The 602-nt window shown below is 66.3% G+C and carries 1 protein-coding gene; it reads left to right on the top strand.

The window, feature by feature from the left end:
* Window positions 1-160: 160 nt before the first annotated feature.
* Window positions 161-602 (top strand): hypothetical protein (locus QKY98_RS23630; protein WP_284671707.1); only part of this gene is annotated, 442 nt, incomplete at its 3' end.

Raw genomic sequence — 602 nt, forward strand, 5'->3', positions numbered from 1 at the left:
GGCGTTACGGACTACCCTCGGCGGAGGCCGCCCCGAAACGCTCCTCAGCGTCTGGCAGCGACACCACACTGGGGTACCGGGTGGGGCCATTCCAACCAGGCCGCTGCCGGAGGAAGCTACGGCCATTATCGAAACCGCAGTCGCCAAGCAGACCAAGGCAATGCAGGACGCTCTGGCCGGTGCCCTTGACTTGGTAGCGGCTGCGGCGCGCACAGAGGTTGTGCTGGAGCTCGAGCAGGCGCGGCAGGAGATCGCCCGCCTGGAGGCTGAGCAAGACGATGCCAGCGGCGTGCTCGAAGGCCTCGAGGCCGATCAGGAGCGCAGTCAGCAGCAGATGGACGGGTTGGCCAGCGAGCTTCAGCTGAAGGACAGCCAGCTCAGTGCTATGGCTGAGGAGAACGCCAGTCTCGCCGAGCGGCTTGCCGAGGCAGAAGGGCAGGCGCAACTAGCTCGGGACCAGCTCGCCGAGAGCCAGGCTGAGCTGAGCCTGGCGCTCGCCCAGAAGGCTTCCGTAGAAGCGGCGAGCGCAGAGCATCAGCGTTCTGCTTCCGCAGCTGAGGAGCGCCTTGCTGATACCCAGGTCGAGCTCCGCGAAATGCGCA

It is taken from the genome of Pseudomonas sp. HR1, assembly GCF_030175875.1.
In the GTDB taxonomy this organism is placed as follows: domain Bacteria; phylum Pseudomonadota; class Gammaproteobacteria; order Pseudomonadales; family Pseudomonadaceae; genus Chryseomonas; species Chryseomonas oryzihabitans.